Here is a 20,320-nt window from a genome sequence, read left to right as displayed (position 1 = left end):
GAGACGTCCCAGGGCTCGGCGATCAGCTTGACCCGGCTGAGCACCGGGTCCTGGGAGACCGCGGCCAGGAAGGGGTGGTGCATCTCGACCGGAGGAGGGGCCGCCCTTCGCCGTCCGATGCCGGCGGGGTCAGAGCGTGCCGGGCCGGACCAGGCCGCTCTCGTACGCGTACACCGCAGCCTGCACCCGGTCACGCAGCTGGAGCTTGGTCAGCACATGACCGACGTGGGTCTTCACGGTGGTCTCGCTGACGAACAGCTCACCGGCGATCTCCGCGTTGGACAGTCCCCGGGCCACCAGCTTGAGCACTTCCATCTCGCGCTCGGTCAGCGCGGTCAGCGCCTGCGGCGGCGCCTCGTCGCCGGACGGCAGTTTGGTGGCGTACATGTCCAGCAGTCGGCGGGTGATGCTCGGGGCCAGCATCGCGGCACCGTCCGCGACCACCCGGATCGCCTGCACCAGTTCCTCGGCCGGGACGTCCTTGAGCAGGAAGCCGCTGGCCCCCGCGCGCAGTGCCTCGACCACGTACTCGTCCAGGTCGAAGGTGGTCAGCACCAGCACCTTGACCGGACCGTCCCGGCCGGGACCGGCGATCCGGCGGGTGGCCTCCACCCCGTCCATCCGGGGCATCCGGATGTCCATCAGCACCACGTCGGGCTGGAGCGCCCGTACCTGCTCCAGCGCCTGCTGACCGTCCCCCGCCTCGCCGACCACCACCAGGTCGGACTCGGCCTCCAGAATCATCCGGAAGCCGGTGCGCAGCAGCGGCTGGTCGTCCACCAGCAGGACTCGGATCGTCACCTACGACTCCTTGTTGCTTTCGTCGCTCTTGAGCTCGTTCGGTCTTGCCGGCCCGCCAGGGCCGGCCGGGTCCGCGGGTCCGCGCTCGGGGCCCGTCAGGACCGGCAGGGGGTACGGCGGGGGAGTGCCGCCGAACTCCGGGCAGCTTGCCTGATGGTCGCACCAGTCGCACAGCCGATTTCGGGTGGCCGGGAACCGGCCGGTGGCCACCGCGCTGGAGATCGCCTCCCAGAGCGCCTCCAACTTCCGCTCCACCGCCAGCAGATCGGCCTCGTCCGGGTCGTACGTGACCACGTCGCCCCCGCCGCCCAGGTACACCAGCTGGAGCCGCCTGGGGATGACGCCCTTCCAGCGCCACACCACCAGGGCGTAGAACTTCATCTGGAACATGGCCTTGCCCTCGAAGTCCCGCGAGGGCGCCCGGCCGGTCTTGTAGTCCACCAGCCGGACCTCGCCGGTCGGTGCCACATCGACCCGGTCGATGTAGCCGCGCAGCAGCAGACCGGACCCCAGCACCGTCTCCACGTACAGCTCGCGCTCCACGGGGTGCAGCCGGGTGGGGTCCTCCAGCCGGAACCACTGGGCCAGCAGCTTCTCCGCGTCGCCCAGCCAGCGGGCCACCGCGCTGCCGTCCTCGTCGTCCGGGAACAGCCCGGCGAGCTCCGGGCGCTCGGACAACAGCCGCTGCCACTGCGGGCGCAGCAGACCCAGCGCACGCTCCGGGGTCCGCTCGGCCGGGGCGTGGTCGAAGAGGCGCTCGAGCACCGCGTGCACCACCGTGCCCCGGGTCGCCGCCGCGCTCGGCGGCTCGGGCAGGCGGTCGATCACCCGCAGCCGGTAGAGCAGCGGGCAGGTCATGAAGTCGCCCGCCCGGGACGGGGACAGCCCGGTCGGCGCCACGGCCTGCCGGGGCACGCCGGGCGCGGTGAGCTGAGCGGTGTCGGTCTGGTGCATGCCCCCGACCCTATTGCCCCGCGCTCACATCTCGCTGCCAAGCCGCTGACACGGGGCTCCCGCCCGGATGCCGCTGCCGGGCCCGCCGCACCTCCTGTCCCGCACACCCGGCTGATCGGGCGCAGCCCCGCGCCGCCGGGCGGGTGCAAGCTTGCTGTGTGAGCAGGAGTGCCGACGGCGGGGTATGACCCCGGTAGCGAGGGGCGCACGGGGTTTTCCGATGGAGATCACGTAGCGTGGGCGCACAGTGGGGGGACTCGACGACCGACGAAGGGGCCACGGTGAGTGACATCAGGGGGCAGCAGACCTCCGCGCAACCGCCGACCGACGGGAAGGGGACGCCCGGCGGCCCCGGGCGGCCCGGCGGGATCCGGATGGGCCGTCCCTTCGGCGTGCCGATCTACGTCACGCCGTCCTGGTTCGTCATCGCCGCGCTGATCACCTGGATCTTCGGCAGCCAGCTGTCCACCGTCCTGCCCGAACTGGGTCGTGTCCGCTACCTGGTGTCGCTGTCCTTCGCGATCGCCTTCTACGGCTCGGTACTCGTCCACGAGTTGGCGCACACCCTGGTCGCGCTGCGGTACCGGCTCGGTGTCCGCCGGATCCAGCTCCAGTTCTTCGGCGGGGTCTCCGAGATCGAGAAGGAGGCCGAGACCCCGGCCCGCGAGTTCTGGCTGGCCTTCGTCGGACCGCTGCTCTCGCTGGCGCTCGGCGGGGTGTTCTACCTCGCCCTGCTCGCGGTCGAACCGGGCACCGTACCCAGCGTGCTGCTGGCGGGGCTGATGGTGAGCAACCTGGTGGTGGCCGCCTTCAACCTGCTGCCCGGGCTGCCGTTGGACGGCGGCCGGATGCTGCGCGCCGTGGTCTGGGGCATCACCGGCCGCCCGATGGCCGGGACGGTGGCCGCCGCCTGGGTCGGCCGGGGACTCGCCCTGCTGGTGCTCTTCGGTCTGCCGATGGTCGCCGCCTCGCGCGGGGTGGACCGCACCGCGACCGACAGCCTGATCGACGGCGCGCTCTCCGCCCTCCTCGCAGTGATCATCTGGAACGGTGCCAGCGGCGCCCTCCGCAACGCCCGGCTCAAGGAGGTGCTGCCGGGCCTGCGGGTCAGCGAACTGGCCCGCCGCGCGGTCGAGGTCGCCGCCGACACCCCGCTGGGCGAGGCGCTGCGCCGGGCCCGGGAGGCCGAGGCCGGCGCGGTCGTGGTGGTGGACGGCCGGGGCGAGCCCACCGCACTGGTCAAGGAGTCCGCGGTACAGGCCGTCCCGGAGCACCGCCGCCCCTGGGTCGCGGTCGGCCCGCTCGCCCGCACCCTGGAGCCCGGCCTGTGCCTGAGCCTGGACCTGACCGGCGAGGAACTGCTGGCCGCGCTGCGCCGCACCCCCGCCAGCGAGTACCTGGTGGTCCGCCCGGACGGCAGCCCGTACGGGGTGCTCGCCCTCGCCGACATCGAACGCCGCCTCACCGCCGCCGTCGCGGGGCGGCCGTCCTCTCCCTGAACCGACAGCCGGGAGCGCTCCCGAGGACGGTGGACGATCACGTGGTCGGCGGAGCGTTCCGATTCCCTTAGGATTGTCCGCATGTCCGAACCGACCGGTGCCACCCGCCGACGCGGGCCCTTCCAGGTCGGGGACCAGGTTCAGCTGACCGACCCCAAGGGTCGCCACTACACGTTCACGCTCCAGGCCGGGAACCAGTTCCACACCCACAAGGGTGCGTTCCCCCACGACGAGCTGATCGGCGCCCCCGAGGGCACTGTCGTGCGTACCACGGGCAACGTCCCGTACCTCGCGCTGCGCCCCCTGCTCCCCGACTACGTCCTGTCCATGCCGCGCGGCGCCGCCGTGATCTACCCCAAGGACGCGGGGCAGATCCTGGCGATGGCCGACATCTTCGCGGGCGCCCGCGTGGTCGAGGCCGGCGTCGGCTCCGGCGCACTCTCCACGTACCTGCTGCGCGCGGTCGGCGACACCGGCATGCTCGCCTCCTACGAGCGCCGCCAGGACTTCGCCGACATCGCGCGCGGCAACGTCGAGCGCTACTTCGGCGGCCCGCACCCGGCCTGGAAGCTGACCGTCGGCGACCTCCAGGACAGCCTGGTGGAGACCGACGTCGACCGGGTCATCCTCGACATGCTGGCCCCCTGGGAGTGCCTGGACGTCGCCTCCAAGGCGCTCGTGCCCGGCGGTCTGATCTGCTGCTACGTGGCCACCACCACGCAGATGTCCAAGACCGTCGAGGCACTGCGCGAGCACGGCACCTTCACCGAGCCGCAGGCCTGGGAGACCATGGTCCGCACCTGGCACCTGGAGGGCCTGGCCGTCCGCCCGGACCACCGGATGATCGGCCACACCGGCTTCCTGCTCACCGCTCGCCGGCTCGCGGACGGCGTCGAGCCGCCGCTGCGCCGCCGCCGCCCGGCCAAGGGCGCCTACGGCGAGGACTACGACAGCGGAGCCCCGGAGGCGACGCTGCAGGAACGTGCCGCCGCCCGTCGGGCCGCCCGCAATGCGGCCGAGGAGCCCGATCTCGGCTGAGAAGTGCCCCGACAGGGGCGCGGAGGAGTTTTCCGGGGGCGCGGGGAACCGCGCTAATCGGAAGAAATCGGTCCGGTGCTTTTCCACCGGAAAGCAAGGTGCACCACCCGCCGAGAGGTCGGGTGGTGCACCTTACTCGTCTGTCCCGGCTGAACCGCGTCGTCTTCCGCATCGCGCGGTTCCCCGCGCCCCTCGTGCTTCCCCGATTGCGACGGAGTGCGCCGGATGTGGGACGATGCTGCCTCACACCACCACCGTGGAGGGGACTGCCCGGTGCAGGAAGCGGACGAGACGGTGCACCAGATCCCGGCGAAGAATCAGATCGACCAGAACGCGCACGCCAGGCCCCGGCATTGGGCGTTGGTGGCCGTGGCCTGCGCCGTGGTCGTGGGCGGCACACTGGTCGCCACCCCGGCCCAGGGCCGGCCGACCCCGAGCCCGGCCGGTCAGCCGGCCGAGGCGCTGGCGGCGGCCGCGGCACCGGATCCGGCCAAGGCCCAACTGCCACTGGACTGCGGCCCGTTCCCGGTCACCATCGCGCTGAGCTTCGGCACCAGGCTGAACGGCGTGCCGAGCACGGTGGCCGCCGCCCACTGCGCGGCCCCGAACGGCACCCCGAGCGATGCCGTCTTCCTGCTCACGGCCGGCCCCGACGGCCGCCCGACCGTCCGGGCGAGCCTGCTCACCGAGGCCGACCGGCTCACCGTCACCGCCCTCAAGGTGCGCAGTGACGGCACCATAACGGGCCACGCCAAGGGCTATTCCAGCGACGAGGTCCCGCGCTTCGCCCCCGACCTGGTCCTCAGTCTCAGCTGGACCCGGCACGGCGCCGGGTGGACCCGTACCGAGACCAAGGCCCCCGCGAGCCAGGCCTGACGCCGCCCAACCGCCAACCGGTCACGGCCGGTTGGCGGCTTCCAGGTGCAACTCCCGCCGCGACCGTGCCTGCTGGACGCCACGGCGGCGCCGGCTACTCGGCCTCGGGCCCGTAGACCTCGACCCGGTCGGCGGCGCGGCGGACGTGGATGCAGTCACCGGGGCAGTCGCGGACGGAGTCGATCACGTCCTGAAGCAGCGTCAGCGGTACCGGAACACTCTCGCCCGGCTGTTGGCGGAGCTCGTCGTCCTCGCCCTTCACATAGGCGAGACCGTCGATGTCCAGCTCGAAGACCTCCGGTGCGTACTGCGCGCAGATACCGTCGCCGGTGCACAGATCCTGATCGATCCAGACCTCTAGCGCTTCGCCGGTGCCCGACATGTCCCCTGCCGTTTCTGTCGCTGGTCGCCCTTGATGGGGCATTCCTGCCATTCGTACACCGATCCGAGCTCCGCCATGGGTCACGATCGGATATTGACCTGACCGACGATACATCTGGTCCGCTTTGGGCGGTGCGCGGTGGGTATCTCCCTAGCAGAGGGGAAGCGTGCAAGGGCGGAGATCGGACACGCCCGTTCCATCTTTCTGATCTAGGGGTTTAGGGACCCCTGGGTGCAGGTAGGGTCTGGAAGCGTCCAGCTCCCCCCGGAGGAGGTGAGGACCGTGGCAGCCCACGATGACGATTACAACCGCAGCGCCGGCCGTCCCGCTCGTGGTTCCGACGAGGCCGCTCAGGTCTCGTACCTCGAGCAGGAGATTGCCGTCCTGCGTCGCAAGCTTGCCGACTCGCCGCGCAACTCGAGAATCCTCGAGGACCGCATCGTCGAGCTCCAGACCAATCTGGCCGGAGTAACCGCCCAGAACGAACGGCTCGCTTCCACGCTGCGCGAGGCCCGCGACCAGATCGTGGCCCTCAAGGAGGAAGTCGACCGGCTCGCCCAGCCGCCCGCCGGATTCGGCACCTTCCTCGGCGCCAACGAGGACGGCACCGCCGACATCTTCACCGGTGGGCGCAAGCTCCGTGTCAACGTCAGCCCGAGTGTCGAGCTCGACGAGCTGCGGCGCGGCCAGGAAGTGATGCTGAACGAGGCCCTCAACATCGTGGACGCGATGGCCTTCGAGCGCATCGGCGACATCGTCACCCTCAAGGAGGTCCTGGAGGACGGCGAGCGCGCCCTGGTCATCGGCCACACCGACGAGGAGCGGGTGGTCCGGCTCGCCGAGCCGCTGCACGAGCTCACCCTGCGGGCCGGCGACGCCCTCCTGCTGGAGCCCCGCTCCGGCTACGTCTACGAGGTCGTCCCCAAGGCAGAGGTCGAGGAGCTCGTCCTCGAAGAGGTGCCGGACATCGACTACCGGCAGATCGGCGGTCTGGCCAACCAGATCGAACAGATCCGGGACGCGGTCGAGCTGCCCTACCTGCACGCCGACCTGTTCAAGGAGTACGAGCTGCGCCCGCCCAAGGGCGTGCTGCTCTACGGCCCGCCCGGCTGCGGCAAGACGCTGATCGCCAAGGCGGTGGCCAACTCCCTGGCCAAGAAGGTGGCGGAGGCCACCGGTCGCCCGCAGGGCAAGAGCTACTTCCTCAACATCAAGGGCCCCGAGCTGCTCAACAAGTACGTCGGCGAGACCGAGCGGCAGATCCGCCTGGTCTTCCAGCGGGCCCGGGAGAAGGCGAGCGAGGGCACGCCCGTCATCGTCTTCTTCGACGAGATGGAGTCGCTCTTCCGCACCCGCGGCTCGGGCGTCAGCTCGGACGTGGAGAACACCATCGTCCCGCAGCTGCTGGCCGAGATCGACGGTGTCGAGGGCCTGGAGAACGTCATCGTGATCGGCGCCTCCAACCGGGAGGACATGATCGACCCGGCCATCCTGCGACCGGGACGACTGGACGTGAAGATCAAGATCGAGCGTCCGGACGCCGAGGCGGCCAAGGACATCTTCTCCAAGTACCTCAAGGACTCGCTGCCGTTCCACCCGGACGACCTCAGGGAGCACGACGACTCGGTCCCGGCGACGGTGGCCGCGATGATCCAGTCGGTCGTGGAGCGGATGTACTCGGAGACCGAGGAGAACCGCTTCCTGGAGGTCACCTACGCCAACGGCGACAAGGAAGTCCTCTACTTCAAGGACTTCAACTCCGGCGCGATGATCCAGAACATCGTGGACCGGGCGAAGAAGATGGCGATCAAGGACTTCCTCGAGAACGGCCAGCGGGGACTGCGCGTCTCCCACCTGCTCGCCGCCTGCGTCGACGAGTTCAAGGAGAACGAGGACCTGCCCAACACCACCAACCCGGACGACTGGGCCAGGATCTCCGGAAAGAAGGGCGAGCGGATCGTCTTCATCCGCACCCTGGTCACCGGGAAGCAGGGCGCCGAGTCCGGCCGCTCCATCGACACTGTCGCCAACACGGGGCAGTACCTGTAACGGTTCGAACCCACCGTCCGGCTGCACCGCTTCGAACGGTCGCAGCCGGACGGTTCGTCTCAGGACTAGGCTCGACCCATCATCGGCGGGAGGTCCGCCGCGGTGGTGTGTAGGCGGTACGTCAGTGCCAGGCCCGGCCGGGCAGGGCACCGGGCAAGGAGGGCCGCATGACCGTACGGCGCGTGATGGGGATCGAGACCGAGTACGGCATCTCGGTACCGGGGCACCCCAACGCCAACGCCATGCTCACCTCGTCCCAGATCGTCAACGCGTACGCGGCGGCGATGCACCGGGCGCGGCGGGCTCGCTGGGACTTCGAGGAAGAGAATCCGCTGCGCGACGCCCGGGGCTTCGACCTCGCGCGGGAGGTCGCGGACGCCAGCCAGCTCACCGACGAGGACATCGGCCTCGCCAACGTCATCCTCACCAACGGCGCGCGGTTCTACGTCGACCACGCCCACCCCGAGTACAGCTCACCCGAGGTGACCAATCCGCGCGACGCGGTGCTCTGGGACAAGGCCGGGGAACGGATCATGGCCGCGGCCGCGCAGCGTGCCCTTGAACTCCCTAACGGGCAGAAGATCCACCTGTACAAGAACAACACGGACAACAAGGGCGCCTCCTACGGCACCCACGAGAACTACCTGATGAAGCGGGCGACCCCGTTCGCCGACATCGTCCGCCACCTCACCCCGTTCTTCGTCTCCCGCCAGGTGATCACCGGCTCCGGCCGGGTGGGCCTGGGCCAGGACGGCTCGGCCGACGGCTTCCAGATCAGCCAGCGGGCGGACTACTTCGAGGTGGAGGTCGGCCTGGAGACCACGCTCAAACGTCCGATCATCAACACCAGGGACGAACCGCACGCCGACGCGGAGAAGTACCGCCGGCTGCACGTGATCATCGGGGACGCCAACCTCTCCGAGATCTCCACCTATCTCAAGCTGGGCACCACCTCGCTGGTGCTGGCGATGATCGAGGACGCCTTCATCGCCGTCGACCTGGCGATCGACCAGCCGGTCCGCACCCTGCACCGGGTCTCCCACGACCCCTCGCTGACCCACCTGATCACGCTGCGCAGCGGCCGGAAGCTCACCGCGGTCCAGCTCCAGATGGAGTACTGCGAGCTGGCCCGGAAGTACGTCGAGGACCGCTACGGCCAGGACGTCGACGACCAGACCAAGGACGTCCTGGCCCGCTGGGAGGACGTGCTGGGCCGCCTGGAGCGCGATCCGATGAGCCTGTCGCGGCAGCTCGACTGGATCGCCAAGAAGGAGCTGCTGGAGGGCTACCGCCAGCGGGACGGCCTGGACTGGGACAGCCCCCGGCTGCACCTGGTCGACCTCCAGTACAGCGACGTACGCCCCGACAAGGGCCTCTACAACCGCCTGGTGGCCCGCGGCCGGTTCGAGCGGCTGCTGACCGACGAGGAGATCGCCGAGGCCGTCGCCAAGCCGCCGGAGGACACCAGGGCGTACTTCCGCGGCCGGTGTCTGGAGCAGTACGCCGAGCACGTGGCGGCGGCCTCCTGGGACTCGGTCATCTTCGACCTGCCGGGGCGCGACTCGCTCCAGCGGGTGCCCACCCTGGAGCCGCTGCGGGGCACCCGCAACCACGTCAAGGAACTGCTCGACCGCTGCCGCACCGCCGAGGACCTGCTCCGGGTGCTGGCGGGCGGCTGAGACGTCCGGTGACCTCCGGATCACCATGGGTGAATGCTTCCCGGATGGGAATCATCCGGGGGAGCGCGGAGCGTTGAAGTAGCACTGGGCGCGGGATCCGCACCCGGTGGATAGGGTCTGACCAGCAACACCACAGACCAGCCGTGCGAGACGAATCGAGCGGGGTGAGGGAAATGGCGAGCAAGGACACCGGCGGCGGCCAGCAGCGGGCGAACCGCTCCTCCGAGGAGGTCGAGGAGCAGGCCGCCGAAGCGCAGCAGTCCGAGGACCTCAAGGAACGCCAGGAAAAGCTGAGCGATGACGTCGACGCGGTTCTGGACGAAATCGACGACGTCCTGGAGTCGAATGCCGAGGATTTCGTGCGGCAGTTTGTCCAGAAGGGTGGCCAGTGACGTCAAGGTCCGTCGTCGAATGGCGGGCCTGACGTGGTTTACCTGAGAGTCCGCATTCGCGCGTAATGGGCCACCGAGGCCCGTTGCGCGCGAATGCGCTGATAATCGGACGCACCCGGGATGTGGTTCGGCGCCACGGAACGGGTAAGGTCCGGGGCATCCGAAACGATCTACTTGGAAGGAATCGAGTGGAAGCCAACACTGGTGGCACCGGGCGTCTACCGGCCGCCTTCCTCACCCCCGGGTCCTCGTCGTTCCTCGACTTCCTGGCACAGCACCAGCCCGAACTGCTCCCCGGGCGCCGAAGCCTGCCAGAGGGCATCGTGGAAGCGCCGCACGGCACCACCATCGTCGCCGCGGTCTTCGAGGGCGGCGTGGTGATCGCCGGCGACCGCCGGGCCACCATGGGCAACGTGATCGCGCAGCGGGACATCGAGAAGGTCTTCCCGGCGGACGAGTACAGTGCGGTCGGCATCGCCGGCACCGCGGGCCTCGCGGTGGAGATGGTCCGGCTGTTCCAGCTGGAGCTGGAGCACTACGAGAAGATCGAGGGCACCGGCCTGTCCCTGGAGGGCAAGGCCAACCGCCTCACCACGATGATCCGGGGGAACCTCGGGATGGCCATGCAGGGCCTGGCCGTGGTCCCGATCTTCGCCGGCTACGACCTCGACCTCGGCCGGGGCCGGATCTTCAGCTACGACGTCACCGGCGGCCGCTCCAAGGAGCGCGGGTTCGCCGCCACGGGCTCGGGTTCGATGTTCGCCCGCGGCTCGATGAAGAAGCTCTACCGCGACGGAATGACGGCCGATCAGGCCGCCACCCTGGTGGTCCAGGCGCTGTACGACGCGGCCGACGACGACTCCGCGACCGGTGGTCCCGACTTCGCCCGCAAGATCTTCCCGATCGTCTCGCAGATCACCGAGGACGGCTTCCGCAGGCTGTCCGAGGAGGAGGTCGCCGAGATCGCGGTCTCGATCACCGACCAGCGCCTGGAGCACCCCAACGGCCCGCAGGCCCCGCTCCTCTAGTCCGCCGAACCCTCCCTCCGGTCCACCACGGACCGGAGGGGCACACACCGAGAAGGGACGACCGCCGGTGTCCACGCCGTTCTACGTCTCCCCCCAGCAGGCCATGGCGGACCGCGCGGAGTACGCCCGCAAGGGCATCGCGCGCGGCCGCAGCGTGGTCGTGCTCACCTACGCCGACGGCATCCTCTTCGTCGCCGAGAACACCTCCCGGGCCCTGCACAAGGTCTCCGAGATCTACGACCAGATCGCCTTCGCCGCGGTCGGCCGCTACAACGAGTTCGAGAACCTGCGCATCGGCGGCGTCCGCTACGCCGACCTGCGCGGTTACTCCTACGACCGGGCCGACGTCACCGCGCGCGGTCTGGCCAACGTCTACGCCCAGACGCTGGGCACCATCTTCTCCTCGGTGGGCGAGAAGCCCTACGAGGTCGAGCTGATCGTCGCGGAGGTCGGCCGCACCGCCGACGAGGACCAGATCTACCGGCTCACCCCGGACGGCTCGGTGGTCGACGAGAAGAACACCGTGGTGGTCGGCGGCAACGCCGACTCCATCGGCAACTACATCGGCCAGCGCCACCGCACCGGGATGACCCTCGCCGAGGCCCTCAAGGTGGCCGTCGAGGGCCTCGCCAGGGACCCCAACGGGGGCACCCCGCGCACCCTCACCACCGAGCAGTTGGAGGTCGCCGTGCTCGACCGCCAGCGCTTCCAGAAGCGCAAGTTCAAGCGCATCCTCGGCGGCCAGCTCAGTCGGCTGCTGAACGGCGACGAGAGCGCCGCCACGGAGGAGGACGCCGCCGGCGAAACGGCGGAGTGATGCGGCAGCGGGAGTCCCGTGCGGTCCGACGGCCGTGCGGGACTCCCGTGTGCCTGCGGCCAGTTGAAGGCTTCTCGTGGTCGGATTGCCGCCCCGGCCTCCGGCCGGGGATGCCCCTTGTCCCGCAAGGGTTTCGGATGGCTCCCGGAAGAGAAAAGATGCCTCATGGACCGCCGAATTTTCGGGCTGGAGAATGAGTACGGTGTCACGTGTACGTTCCGGGGACAACGACGACTGTCTCCGGACGAGGTGGCCAGGTACCTCTTCCGCCGCGTAGTCTCCTGGGGCCGCAGCAGCAACGTCTTCCTGCGCAACGGCGCCCGCCTCTACCTCGACGTGGGATCGCACCCCGAGTACGCCACACCCGAGTGCGACGACGTCGTCGAGCTGGTCACCCATGACAAGGCGGGCGAACGCATCCTCGAAGGTCTCCTCGTGGACGCCGAGCGGCGGCTGCACGAGGAGGGCATCGCCGGGGACGTCTACCTCTTCAAGAACAACACCGACTCGGCCGGCAACTCCTACGGCTGCCACGAGAACTACCTGGTGGCCCGGCACGGCGAGTTCTCCCGGCTGGCCGACATCCTGATCCCGTTCCTGGTCACCCGCCAGCTGGTGTGCGGCGCGGGCAAGGTACTGCAGACCCCGCGCGGCGCGGTGTTCTGCGTCAGCCAGCGGGCCGAGCACATCTGGGAGGGCGTCAGCTCGGCGACCACCAGGTCCCGTCCGATCATCAACACCCGCGACGAGCCGCACGCCGACGCCGAGCGCTACCGCCGGCTGCACGTCATCGTCGGCGACTCCAACATGTCGGAGACCACCACCCTGCTCAAGGTCGGCGCCACCGACCTGGTGCTGCGCCTGATCGAGGCCGGGGTGGTGATGCGCGATCTGACCCTGGAGAACCCGATCCGGGCGATCCGCGAGGTCAGCCACGATCTCACCGGCACCCACCAGGTCCGGCTCGCCAACGGCCGGGAGGCCAGCGCGCTGGACATCCAGGAGGAGTACTTCACCAAGGCGCTGGACTTCGCCGACCGCAAGGGCATCAACACCGGCACGGTGGCCCGGGTGCTGGACCTGTGGGGCCGGACCCTGGAGGCCGTGCGCACCGAGGACCTGGCCAGGGTCGCCACCGAGATCGACTGGATCATGAAGTACAAGCTCATCGAGCGCTACCGCGAGAAGCACCAGATGACCATGTCCCACCCGAGGGTGGCTCAGATCGATCTGGCGTACCACGACATCCACCGCCGGCGCGGCCTGTTCTACCTGCTCCAGAACAAGGGGCAGGCGCAGCGGGTCACCAACGACCTGAAGACCTTCGAGGCCAAGTCGGTGCCGCCGCAGACCACCCGGGCCCGGCTGCGCGGCGACTTCATCCGGCGGGCGCAGGAGCAGCGCCGGGACTTCACGGTGGACTGGGTGCACCTGAAGCTGAACGACCAGGCGCAGCGCACGGTCCTGTGCAAGGACCCGTTCCGGTCGGTGGACGAGCGGGTGGAGAAGCTGATCGCGGGGATGTGAGCCGCGGCCTGCTGACGACGGATCAGGGTGGCGACCGGATGGCCGGTCCGATCGCCATCCCCGAGTCCGTGCGCTGTGTCTGCGCGGTGCTGGACGGATCGGGCCATAGTCTGACCGTTATGCGTCGAATCGCCGGTTTGCTGGTAGTCCTTCCCCTTGCGCTGCTCGCCGCCTGCAGCGGTGGGACCTCCTCGTCGGGGGCCTCGCCCAGTGCCTCGCCCTCGGTGGCCCCGGTGCCGAGCCCGGTCGCCTCCGCCTCCCCGATGCCGACGGTGGCCGGGGACTTCGGGAGCAAGGCGAACATCACCATCCCGCCGGGCCAGCCGAGCGGGCAGTTCGTGGTGAACACGCTGAGCGAGGGCGAGGGTGCGACGGTCGCCAAGGGCGACTGGGTGACGATCAACTACACCGCCAAGGACTGGACCTCCGGCAAGGACGTCGGCAGCTCCTACGACGCCAACCAGAAGCCGCAGCTGTTCCAGGCCGCCAGCGGCCAGTTGGTGCCGGCCTTCGACCAGGGGGTGCTCGGGCACAAGGTGGGCAGCCGGGTCCTGGTGGTGGCCCCGCCGGCGGCGGGGTTCGGGGCCAAGGGCAACCCGACGCTCGGGGTGAACGCCGGGGACACGGTGGTCTTCGTGCTGGACGTCATGCAGGCGGTCCCGCAGGACTCCACCATCGCCGGGGCGATCACCGAGCCGCCGGCCGGCATGCCGCAGGTCAAGGACAACGGGAAGGCCGCGCCGACGATCACGGTGCCGGCCGGCCAGGCGCCGCCGACCGATCTGCAGAAGGCCGTCCTGGTCAAGGGCGACGGCAAGCAGGTCCAGGCCGGGCAGACCGTCGTGGTCCAGTACACCGGGGTGCTGTGGAGCAACGGCCAGCAGTTCGACTCCTCGTGGAGCCACGGCGGCGCCCAGGCGCTGCAGGTGGGCACCGGGAGTCTGATCAAGGGCTGGGACCAGGGGCTGGTCGGGCAGACGGTAGGCAGCCGGGTGCTGCTGGTGGTGCCCCCGGCGCTCGGCTACCAGAGCCAGTCGCAGGCCGCGGTGCCGCCGAACTCGACGCTGGTCTTCGTGATCGACATCCTGGAGGCGGTCTAGACCGCACTGCCCCGTCACCCCGATGGTCGTAGCCTCGACGGGAGTGGGCAGCAGAATCACCCGGCCTCATGGTCACCTGACATACTGCTGCCCTTCCGCATGTGGTATGAGTCGTCAGGCCCTGGTGAGGGGGCGGCGTGGGATGGACGGGGAGTCATGACTGAGAACACTTCGGGCCAGGGCGCGGGCACGGCGAGCGGCGGCGCGGCCGGCGACCCGGCCGCCTCGCGGCCCGGCGGCCCGCTGCCGGGCAACGGTGAGTCGATCGTGGTGCCGCCGTCGGTCCTGGCGCAGCAGGCGGGCTGGGGCCAGGACCTGCCACGGCAGGCCCCGAGCGGGGGGCAGGGTGAGCAGGCGCCGCAGGTGTTCGCCTCCACCGTGCGCAAGAAGGAGATCGACGAGTCCGGGTACGACGAGAACCCGGGCTCGGCCGGCAAGCTCGGGGTGATCCTCGGCACGGTGCTCGCGGTGCTGCTGGTCGGCAGTGGTGTGACGCTGTACCTGACCGACAAGTCGGGCTCGTCCAGCGGCTCCCAGGCGGCCGACTCCACGCCCACCTCCGCCGCGCCGACGACCGACCCTGTTCCGCCGGTCAAGGACAGCGCCAAGGTGCTGCCGACGGTCTCGGGCGACTTCGGCAAGAAGGCCACCATCGACCTGCCCACGGAGGCGGCCGACGGCAGCTTCGTGGCCAAGCAGCTCACCGAGGGCGACGGCCCGAAGGTCGAGAAGGGCAACTGGGTCTCGGTCGACTTCACGGCCAAGGACTGGACGACCGGCAAGGACATCCAGGGCACCTACGAGAAGGGCAAGCCGCAGCTCTACCAAGCCGGTGCGGGCCAGCTGATCCCGGCGCTGGACAGTGTGGTGGCCGGGCACAAGGTGGGCAGCCGGGTGCTGGTGGTGGCCCCGCCGGCCGCGGCGTTCGGCGCTCAGGGCAACAGCTCGATGGGTGTCGGCGCCAAGGACAACCTGGTCTTCGTACTGGACATCCGGCAGGCGAACGCCCCGGACGCCACGCTGAGCGGCGACATGGCCGAGCCGCCGGCCGGGATGCCGAAGGTGAAGGACAACGGCAGGAAGGCCGCCGACATCACCCCGGTGCCGGGCGCGCCGGACCCGACCGAGCTCAAGTCGGCGGTGCTGATCCAGGGCAAGGGCCACAAGATCGAGGCCGGCGAGAAGGTCCTGGTCCAGTACACCGGCGTGCTGTACAAGGACGGCAAGAAGTTCGACTCCTCGCTGGACCACGGCCAGGCGTTCAGCTTCGTCACCGGTGGCGGCAACGTGATCGAGGGCTGGGACAAGGGTGTGATCGGCCAGAACGTCGGCAGCCGGATCGAGCTGGTGATCCCGGCCTCGCTGGGCTACAAGGACAAGGCCATGCCCTCCATCCCGGCGAATTCGACACTGGTCTTCGTGATCGACATCCTGGATGCGGGTGTCGGCGCGGCCGACAACTAGAAGACAATGGTCCGGTGACCTGCGCGGGGCGACCCGCCGCAGGTCCTGACCTTAGTAGGCGGCGGGAGCTCGTACGGTGGGTCCGTACGGGCGACTGCCGCTCATTCACGTACAGCACCGAACGAGAAGAGTCTGTTGTGAGCAAGCTCGAAAAGCCGGAGATCGACTTCCCGGGCGGCGAGGCGCCGACCGAACTGCAGATCCGGGACATCAAGGTCGGTGACGGTGCCGAGGCCAAGGCAGGCGCCATGGTCGAGGTTCACTACGTCGGTGTCACCTTCGAGACCGGCGAGGAGTTCGACGCCTCGTGGAACCGTAACCAGACCTTCCGCTTCCCGCTGGGTGCGGGCCGCGTCATCAAGGGCTGGGACCTCGGCGTCCAGGGCATGAAGGTCGGCGGCCGCCGCGAGCTGGTCATCCCGGCTCACCTGGCCTACGGCAACCAGTCGCCGAGCCCGCTCATCCCGGCGGGTTCGACCCTGATCTTCGTCGTCGACCTGCTCGGCGTCTGATCAGCTGAATCAGGGCCGCACCCCGGTTCGCGGGGTGCGGCCCTGAGCCGTTTTCGCGACCGGCTTTTGCGGTGAGTGCCCGGACCGGTACGGTCGGGTCGGCCAGATCTTGAATGTCGCCCAGGAAGGGTCAGCGATGGCGATCGCCAAGGCAGAGCGGCTGATGAACCTAGCCCTGTGCCTGATGAACACCAGACGTCCGCTCTCCAAGAAGGAGCTGCGGGAGTCCATCGAGGCCTACCGCGAAGCCTGGCAACAGGGCAGCGAGGACGCCTTCAACCGGATGTTCGAGCGGGACAAGGACGATCTGCGCGAACTCGGCCTGGTCATCGACGTGGACGAGAGCGCCCTGGACGGCGAGATCGGCTACCTGGCCCGCCGCGACCGCAACCGGCTGCCCGAGATCGCCCTGGACGCCGAGGAGGCCGCCGCGCTGACGGTCGCCGCCCGGGTCTGGCAGCAGGCCAAGATGTCCGGCGCGGCCAGCGGTGCGCTGCAGAAGCTCCGTGCGGCCGGGGTGCCCTTCACCGAGGACACCGAGCCCGACACCCTGCAACCGCGCATCCCGGCCCGCGAGGCGGCCTTCGAACCGCTGCTGGTCGCCGCCCGCGACCGGCGGCCGGTGGTCTTCGAGTACCGCAAGGCCGGCGCGGCGGCCGCCGAGCAGCGCTCGGTCGAGCCCTGGGCGCTGGAGTGCTGGCGCGGCCACTGGTACCTGGCCGGCTGGGACCGGGACCGCGGCGCCGCCCGGGTCTTCCGGCTCAGCCGGATCACCGGCAAGGTCCGCTCCCGGGCGGGCTCCTTCACCGGTGTCGTCCCCGAGCACGTGGACGTCCGCGCCGTGGTCGCCTCCTTCGCCGGCGAGGGCGCCACCGCCACCGCCACCGTACGGCTGCGCCGCGGTGCGGGCTTCCCGCTGCGCACCAAGGCGCTGAACACCCGCCAGGTGGACGACGGCTGGGACGAGCTGGAGATCCCGTACGGCAACGGCCTGGGGGCCGACCTGGCCGAGTTCGGGCCCGACCTGGTGGTGCTCGGGCCGGAGGAGCTGCGGGCGGATGTGGTCGACCGGCTGCTGGCGGTGGCCGGTCTGAAGAACCTCGACGAGGCGGGAGCGCACGCATGAGCGGGCGAGTCGGAGTGAGGTGCGCATTGAGCGAGGCGAGCGCCGGGTACGGCGAGGTGGACGTATGAGCAACGCGATCGACCAGACCCGGCGGATGCTCTCGCTGGTCACCTACCTGCGCGAGCGTCCCGGGGCCGAGGTGGCCGAGGTCGCCCGGGCCTTCGGGATCACCGAGCGTGAGCTGATCAACGACCTCAACGTGCTGCCGATGTGCGGCACCAGCTTCCGCGGTGGCGACCTGCTCGACATCGACACCGACGGCGAGCGGATCTGGTGGCACAACGTCGACGACGTCGCCCAGCCGCTGCGGCTGGCCGCCGACGAGGCGACCGCCCTGCTGGTGGCCGCCCGCGCGGTGGCCGGGCTGCCCGGACTGCGCGAGCGCGACCGGCAGGCACTCACCAGGGCCGTGGCCAAGATCGAGGACGCCGCCGGGGAGAGCGCCGAGTCCAGCGCGCGGGTCGGCGTCACCTTCGAGGCCGAGGGCCGGGTCTTCGCCGACATCGACCGGGCGCTGAGCGAGGGTCGGCTGATCTGGCTGCGCTACTGGTCGCACGGCCGCGGCGGGATGACCGAGCGCGAGGTCGACCCGATCCGGCTCGTCACCGAGGGCCACACCTACCTGGAAGGCTGGTGCCGCACCTCCGAGGACCGGCGGGTCTTCCGGCTCGACCGGATCGCCGAGATCAGGGTTCTGGACGAGCCCGCCGACCCGCCCCGGCTGGAGCCCCGCGACCTGTCCGCCGGGCTGGTCAACCCCGCCGCCGACGACCCCGAGGTGGTGGTCGAGGTCGGTCCCGGCGGCCGCTGGGTCGCCGAGTACTACCCCCACGACGCCGCCGAGGAACTCGCGGACGGCGGGCTGCGGATCACCCTGCGCAGCGCCGACCCGGCCGGGCTGCGGCCGCTCGCCCTGCGACTGGGCCGCGAGGGCCGGATCGTCTCGCCGCCCGAGCTGGCCGAGCAGGCCAGGGGCGCGGCGCTGGCCGCGCTGAAGCTCTACCGGGAGGGGCAGGGCTGAGCGGTGGCGGACGGAGCGGTGGGAAACGCCGGAACCAGGTTCAAGGTCTACTGCTCGCACTGCCGGGAGAAGGTGGAGCTTCCCGCGGCGGATTTCCGGCTGGCGCTGGGCGCCAGCAAGGAGCGCACCTTCTACAGCTTCACCTGTCCCGAGTGCGGGACGGCGGTGCGCAAGCCCGCAGGGGAGAAGATCGTGGCCGCGCTGATGGGGGCCGGGGTGAGCACCATGCGGCTGCTCACGGTCGAGGGCTGAGGCCCGCAGGGGCACCTGGCCGGCCCTCGGCACGGCCGCCCGCTCGGTCGTACGGGACCCCGGGGCGCGGGGAGCCGCGTGGTGGCCCTTCACACAGGCGTGGGGAGGGCGGCGCGGTTCCCCCCGCGCCCCTTCCGGTGACACCGAGCGGGTAGAGTCGATCGGCGTGTCATGGACCATCGTTGCCGCCGTTCTCCTGGCCACCGCAGGCCTGCTCGTCCTCGGGGTGCTCGCCTGCCGGCTCTGGCTGGACGTACGGGCGCTCGCCCGGGAGGTGGACACCGCCTCGCGGACGCTGGCAGCGGCGGCCGGCGAGCTGGGCGGGCTGTCGCTCGGGGCGCCGGACGGGGCCGTGCAGCCCGCCGGGGAGCGGGGCTAGCCCGAGCGGCGGGTGGTCTGGACCTCGGTCGGTACCGGACGGGTGGCGGGGTTTGTCCGGGCGACATCCGCAGGAGCTACCATCGCCCGGAGTAGGGGAGTGCTGCCCCTGCGGGAGAGGTGGTCGCACACATGAGGATCTCGCCGGTCGCGTTCCTGCTGCTCGTGGTCTTCGCCTTCGCCCTGTTCGGCGGCAAGCGGTTGCCCGACCTGGCGCGTGCGCTGGGCAGGTCGATGCGGATCCTGAAGAGCGAGACCAAGGCGATGTACCGGGAGGGCCAGGAGGCGCCGGCCGCGCAGCCCGCGGTGGAAGCGCCGCGGACGATCAAGGCCGCCCCGGGCGACTCCGCCGGCTCCCGGCCGGTCACCGGGCAGGGCCCCGGCCGCCAGGACTGAGCAGACGGCACACTTACTAACCGGAGCCCGTCGCCCGGCGGGCTCCGTCGCACGAGTTGAGGACCGGGGTTGAGCAAGTCTTCGAAACCGCCCAAGGACCCCGAGGGCCGGATGGCCCTCGCCGACCACCTCCGTGAGCTGCGGAACCGGGTGGTCAAGTCGGCCCTGGCCATCGTGCTGTTCACGATCATCGCCGCGATCTACCACCGGCAGCTCGAGTCGTTCCTGATGGAGCCGCTCCCGCGGTGCAACACCCCGGAGGAGGTGGCGCACTTCCACGGCAAGTGCGCCCAGATCTCCACCATCGGTCTGACCACGCCCATCGGCCTGGTCATCAAGGTCGCGCTCACCGCCGGTGTGGTGGCCGCCGTCCCGGTCTGGCTGTACCAGCTGTGGGCGTTCGTGGCTCCCGGTCTGCACCGGCACGAGCGGCGGTACGCGATCGGCTTCATGGCCGGCGGCGCCCCGCTGTTCCTCTCCGGCGTCGTCGTCGCCTACCTGCTGCTGCCGACCACCGTGCAGGTGCTGATCTCGTTCAGCCCCAACGGCACCACCCCGATCCTGCCGCCGGAGAACTACTTCGACATCGCGCTGCGGATGGTGCTGGTCTTCGGTCTCGCCTTCGAGTTCCCGCTGCTGCTGGTGATGCTCAACTTCGGTGGTGTGGTCAGCGGCAAGCGCCTGCTCGGCTGGTGGCGCGGCATGGTGATGGCGATCACCGTCTTCGCCGCCTTCGCCACCCCCAGCGCCGACCCGGTCAGCATGCTGGTGCTGGCCGCGCCGATCTGGGGCCTGTACTTCCTCGCGGTGGGCATCGCCCTGCTCAACGACCGCCGCCGGGCCCGCCGCAACCCCGATGCCGATCTGGACGACGACGAGGCCTCGCAGCTGGACCTGACGGCCGCCCCGGTCGAGGTCGCGGAGTCGGTCGCCGCCTCGGCCGCGCCCGCTCCGCCCGCGCCCCTCCCCGCCGCCCGCGAGGAGCAGATGGACGACATCACCTGATCCCCGCGCCAACCGGGCCCGCTC

21 protein-coding genes are annotated in these 20,320 nt (G+C 70.4%); 18 read left to right on the top strand and 3 right to left on the bottom strand.

Annotation, left to right across the window (positions count from 1 at the left end):
• Positions 1 to 129: 129 nt before the first annotated feature.
• Entirely contained in the window at positions 130 to 801 is a 672-nt protein-coding gene (locus ACWDAK_RS22170; protein ID WP_344635504.1) for a response regulator transcription factor, read from the bottom strand.
• Positions 802 to 1,755: a RecB family exonuclease gene (locus ACWDAK_RS22165; protein WP_427394455.1), complete on the bottom strand. Its 954-nt coding sequence runs from the start codon at positions 1,753 to 1,755 to the stop codon at positions 802 to 804.
• Between the two features lie 374 nt (positions 1,756 to 2,129).
• On the opposite strand from ACWDAK_RS22165, the gene ACWDAK_RS22160 reads away from it, so the two are divergent.
• From ACWDAK_RS22160 to ACWDAK_RS22150, 3 genes are all read left to right on the top strand, one after another.
• Positions 2,130 to 3,254, top strand: a complete 1,125-nt coding sequence (locus tag ACWDAK_RS22160) for a site-2 protease family protein (protein ID WP_425557561.1) — start codon at positions 2,130 to 2,132, stop codon at positions 3,252 to 3,254.
• Between the two features lie 81 nt (positions 3,255 to 3,335).
• Positions 3,336 to 4,292, top strand: a complete 957-nt coding sequence (locus ACWDAK_RS22155; RefSeq protein WP_344635502.1) for a tRNA (adenine-N1)-methyltransferase — start codon at positions 3,336 to 3,338, stop codon at positions 4,290 to 4,292.
• 273 nt (positions 4,293 to 4,565) lie between these two features.
• Entirely contained in the window at positions 4,566 to 5,168 is a 603-nt protein-coding gene (locus tag ACWDAK_RS22150; protein ID WP_344635501.1) for a hypothetical protein, read from the top strand.
• A gap of 94 nt (positions 5,169 to 5,262) precedes the next feature.
• On the opposite strand, the gene ACWDAK_RS22145 is transcribed toward ACWDAK_RS22150, so the two are convergent.
• Complete coding sequence (locus tag ACWDAK_RS22145; protein ID WP_344635500.1) at positions 5,263 to 5,550, bottom strand: ferredoxin; 288 nt, start codon at positions 5,548 to 5,550, stop codon at positions 5,263 to 5,265.
• Between the two features lie 282 nt (positions 5,551 to 5,832).
• Here ACWDAK_RS22145 and arc point away from each other — a divergent pair, with 282 nt between their 5' ends.
• From arc to tatC, 15 genes are all read left to right on the top strand, one after another.
• Positions 5,833 to 7,599 (top strand): proteasome ATPase, encoded by a 1,767-nt coding sequence (arc, locus tag ACWDAK_RS22140; RefSeq protein WP_344635499.1) that lies wholly within the window; start codon positions 5,833 to 5,835, stop codon positions 7,597 to 7,599.
• Between the two features lie 167 nt (positions 7,600 to 7,766).
• Positions 7,767 to 9,278: a depupylase/deamidase Dop gene (dop, locus tag ACWDAK_RS22135; protein ID WP_344635498.1), complete on the top strand. Its 1,512-nt coding sequence runs from the start codon at positions 7,767 to 7,769 to the stop codon at positions 9,276 to 9,278.
• 173 nt (positions 9,279 to 9,451) lie between these two features.
• Positions 9,452 to 9,670 carry a ubiquitin-like protein Pup gene (locus ACWDAK_RS22130; protein ID WP_280699658.1) on the top strand — a complete coding sequence of 73 codons (219 nt, stop codon included), beginning with the start codon at positions 9,452 to 9,454 and terminating at the stop codon, positions 9,668 to 9,670.
• A gap of 188 nt (positions 9,671 to 9,858) precedes the next feature.
• Positions 9,859 to 10,698, top strand: coding sequence for a proteasome subunit beta (gene prcB / locus ACWDAK_RS22125; RefSeq protein ID WP_427394456.1), 840 nt, complete (start codon positions 9,859 to 9,861; stop codon positions 10,696 to 10,698).
• Positions 10,699 to 10,765: 67 nt separating this feature from the next.
• The gene (gene prcA / locus ACWDAK_RS22120; protein WP_344635496.1) at positions 10,766 to 11,515 is read left to right on the top strand and encodes a proteasome subunit alpha; all 750 of its coding nucleotides are present in this window, start codon (positions 10,766 to 10,768) and stop codon (positions 11,513 to 11,515) included.
• Positions 11,516 to 11,680: 165 nt separating this feature from the next.
• The gene (gene pafA / locus ACWDAK_RS22115) at positions 11,681 to 13,042 is read left to right on the top strand and encodes a Pup--protein ligase (protein WP_344635495.1); all 1,362 of its coding nucleotides are present in this window, start codon (positions 11,681 to 11,683) and stop codon (positions 13,040 to 13,042) included.
• Positions 13,043 to 13,161: 119 nt separating this feature from the next.
• Positions 13,162 to 14,142 carry an FKBP-type peptidyl-prolyl cis-trans isomerase gene (locus ACWDAK_RS22110; RefSeq protein WP_344635494.1) on the top strand — a complete coding sequence of 327 codons (981 nt, stop codon included), beginning with the start codon at positions 13,162 to 13,164 and terminating at the stop codon, positions 14,140 to 14,142.
• Between the two features lie 156 nt (positions 14,143 to 14,298).
• Positions 14,299 to 15,606: an FKBP-type peptidyl-prolyl cis-trans isomerase gene (locus ACWDAK_RS22105; protein WP_427394457.1), complete on the top strand. Its 1,308-nt coding sequence runs from the start codon at positions 14,299 to 14,301 to the stop codon at positions 15,604 to 15,606.
• A gap of 137 nt (positions 15,607 to 15,743) precedes the next feature.
• The gene (locus tag ACWDAK_RS22100) at positions 15,744 to 16,118 is read left to right on the top strand and encodes an FKBP-type peptidyl-prolyl cis-trans isomerase (protein ID WP_344635492.1); all 375 of its coding nucleotides are present in this window, start codon (positions 15,744 to 15,746) and stop codon (positions 16,116 to 16,118) included.
• 136 nt (positions 16,119 to 16,254) lie between these two features.
• Positions 16,255 to 17,244, top strand: coding sequence for a helix-turn-helix transcriptional regulator (locus ACWDAK_RS22095; RefSeq protein WP_344635491.1), 990 nt, complete (start codon positions 16,255 to 16,257; stop codon positions 17,242 to 17,244).
• 64 nt (positions 17,245 to 17,308) lie between these two features.
• A complete protein-coding gene (locus tag ACWDAK_RS22090) occupies positions 17,309 to 18,265 on the top strand; it encodes a helix-turn-helix transcriptional regulator (RefSeq protein WP_344635490.1) in 957 nt (318 codons plus the stop codon).
• Between the two features lie 18 nt (positions 18,266 to 18,283).
• Positions 18,284 to 18,517, top strand: a complete 234-nt coding sequence (locus ACWDAK_RS22085) for a hypothetical protein (RefSeq protein ID WP_344635489.1) — start codon at positions 18,284 to 18,286, stop codon at positions 18,515 to 18,517.
• Between the two features lie 166 nt (positions 18,518 to 18,683).
• On the top strand, positions 18,684 to 18,896 hold the full coding sequence (locus ACWDAK_RS22080; protein ID WP_344635488.1) for a hypothetical protein: 213 nt from the start codon (positions 18,684 to 18,686) through the stop codon (positions 18,894 to 18,896).
• Positions 18,897 to 19,027: 131 nt separating this feature from the next.
• Complete coding sequence (locus tag ACWDAK_RS22075; RefSeq protein WP_344635487.1) at positions 19,028 to 19,291, top strand: Sec-independent protein translocase subunit TatA; 264 nt, start codon at positions 19,028 to 19,030, stop codon at positions 19,289 to 19,291.
• Between the two features lie 69 nt (positions 19,292 to 19,360).
• A complete protein-coding gene (tatC, locus tag ACWDAK_RS22070; protein ID WP_344635486.1) occupies positions 19,361 to 20,296 on the top strand; it encodes a twin-arginine translocase subunit TatC in 936 nt (311 codons plus the stop codon).
• Positions 20,297 to 20,320: the final 24 nt, after the last annotated feature.

Source organism: Kitasatospora sp. NPDC001175 (assembly GCF_053598215.1).
Note: the sequence above shows the minus strand (reverse complement) of the source record. Positions and strands in the feature narration are given on the sequence as shown.

What these genes read in the sequence shown, in the direction of transcription:
- ACWDAK_RS22095 (WP_344635491.1), top strand. Translation starts at nt 16,255, where the DNA reads ATGGCGATCGCCAAGGCAGAGCGGCTGATGAACCTAGCCCTGTGCCTG.
- pafA (WP_344635495.1), top strand. Translation starts at nt 11,681, where the DNA reads ATGGACCGCCGAATTTTCGGGCTGGAGAATGAGTACGGTGTCACGTGT.
- ACWDAK_RS22155 (WP_344635502.1), top strand. Translation starts at nt 3,336, where the DNA reads ATGTCCGAACCGACCGGTGCCACCCGCCGACGCGGGCCCTTCCAGGTC.
- ACWDAK_RS22075 (WP_344635487.1), top strand. Translation starts at nt 19,028, where the DNA reads ATGAGGATCTCGCCGGTCGCGTTCCTGCTGCTCGTGGTCTTCGCCTTC.
- dop (WP_344635498.1), top strand. Translation starts at nt 7,767, where the DNA reads ATGACCGTACGGCGCGTGATGGGGATCGAGACCGAGTACGGCATCTCG.
- ACWDAK_RS22130 (WP_280699658.1), top strand. Translation starts at nt 9,452, where the DNA reads ATGGCGAGCAAGGACACCGGCGGCGGCCAGCAGCGGGCGAACCGCTCC.
- ACWDAK_RS22165 (WP_427394455.1), bottom strand. Translation starts at nt 1,755, where the DNA reads ATGCACCAGACCGACACCGCTCAGCTCACCGCGCCCGGCGTGCCCCGG.
- ACWDAK_RS22160 (WP_425557561.1), top strand. Translation starts at nt 2,130, where the DNA reads ATGGGCCGTCCCTTCGGCGTGCCGATCTACGTCACGCCGTCCTGGTTC.
- ACWDAK_RS22110 (WP_344635494.1), top strand. Translation starts at nt 13,162, where the DNA reads ATGCGTCGAATCGCCGGTTTGCTGGTAGTCCTTCCCCTTGCGCTGCTC.
- ACWDAK_RS22145 (WP_344635500.1), bottom strand. Translation starts at nt 5,550, where the DNA reads ATGTCGGGCACCGGCGAAGCGCTAGAGGTCTGGATCGATCAGGATCTG.
- ACWDAK_RS22090 (WP_344635490.1), top strand. Translation starts at nt 17,309, where the DNA reads ATGAGCAACGCGATCGACCAGACCCGGCGGATGCTCTCGCTGGTCACC.
- ACWDAK_RS22105 (WP_427394457.1), top strand. Translation starts at nt 14,299, where the DNA reads ATGACTGAGAACACTTCGGGCCAGGGCGCGGGCACGGCGAGCGGCGGC.